The following is a 1,366-nucleotide window of genomic DNA, read 5'->3' as shown; positions in this document are numbered from 1 at the left end:
CTTTTCCATTGGTTTGGCAAGGATTTCATTCTCGGGTTTTGATCCTATGGGAGCTCCTTCTGATACTGAAAAAGTTCTCATCATGATTTCTTTATACTCTCGGATCGTATACGCTGAAAATTGTTTGATCGTAGTATATTTAAAAAACACCGTAGGATCTAACGCCAGTTCAAATTCATTATTTATGCTATCGGCTAGTTCGGTTAGCGTTATCGAATCAAATCCGAAGTCGGATAATTCCGTGTCTGAGTCAATATGATCGATGCTTATTTTTAATATTTTCGAAACAATCCGGGCAGTTGCTTTTTGTACTTTGTTCTCAAGCGCTCGGTTATCCGCGTCTTTTGTCCCTTCGGTTTTGCCTTGCATTTGTTCTTCAGTTCCCGTGTTAGCTTCACCATCGGTTAAAAGTTGCCGTCTTAATTTCGAAGCGTCTCCTTCTACTATAACGACCTGGCTGCAATTCGAGGCCCATGCTTGGTAAAATGCATGAAGTCCTTTAATCGTATCCAGAACTTCTAATCCTTTCCCTTGCATCAACTTCTCGGCAGTTTTACTTACCTGCATCCCCCCCTCTTTCCAAAGCGGCCAATTGATGGTCAGTGTGCGTCCATGTCGTTGCTTTTTAGCTGTTAACGCATTTCTATGTTCAGCGTACACATCCATATATGCATTTGCTGCCGCGTAATCCGCTTGACCCGGATTGCCCAATACCCCCGATCCGGACGAGAATAGGATAAAGAAATCGAGCGCCTCATCTTTACTGGCCTGGTCGAGATAGGCAGCTCCCCGTACCTTGGGAGCAAATACTTCGCCCAACTCCTCTTTTGTTTTTTTAATAATGTAATTGTCACGCAGGACCCCGGCACAATGAATGATCCCGTTTATGCGGCCGTATTCTTCATGCACTCCCCCGATTAATTCCGTTACTTCACTCTCTACGCTTATATCGGCTTCTTTCAATACCACCTTTGCTCCGGTTTCCTCCAGCTGCTTGATTTTTTCTCGAACACTTGCTTTATCGGGGGTTCGACTGCTTAGTACCAATACTGGTTTTTTCACCTGACGAGCAATCTCTTTCGCAAAGATTAGTCCAAGTCCGCCTGTCCCGCCGGTTATGATATACACACCGTTGTCTTTCCACGGAATCGCTCCCTGATCCTCCCCTGCGCGGATTTCGTTTAAGCGGGATACGTAACGGATACCGTCTTGATAGCGCACCTGATCTTCTACGCGAGTCCGATTTTCTTGTACGACCTCTGTCACGCTCGCCTTGCGATCCACTTCGATTAATTGGGCCGTTAAACTTGGATTCTCCAGTTGCGCCGTTTTCAACAGTCCCGATAAACCGGCAGCATATCCTTCC

General features: G+C 45.7%; 1 protein-coding gene. It reads right to left on the bottom strand.

Translation table 11 applies throughout. The features are described 5' to 3' along the window. Nucleotides 1-1,366 (bottom strand): beta-ketoacyl reductase (locus tag KVT34_RS29460; protein WP_217563211.1); only part of this gene is annotated, 1,366 nt, incomplete at both ends.

Origin of the sequence: Paenibacillus sp. GbtcB18, assembly GCF_019091125.1 — a bacterium.
Classification (GTDB): Bacteria; Bacillota; Bacilli; order Paenibacillales; family NBRC-103111; genus Paenibacillus_F; species Paenibacillus_F chitinolyticus.
Note: the sequence above shows the minus strand (reverse complement) of the source record. Positions and strands in the feature narration are given on the sequence as shown.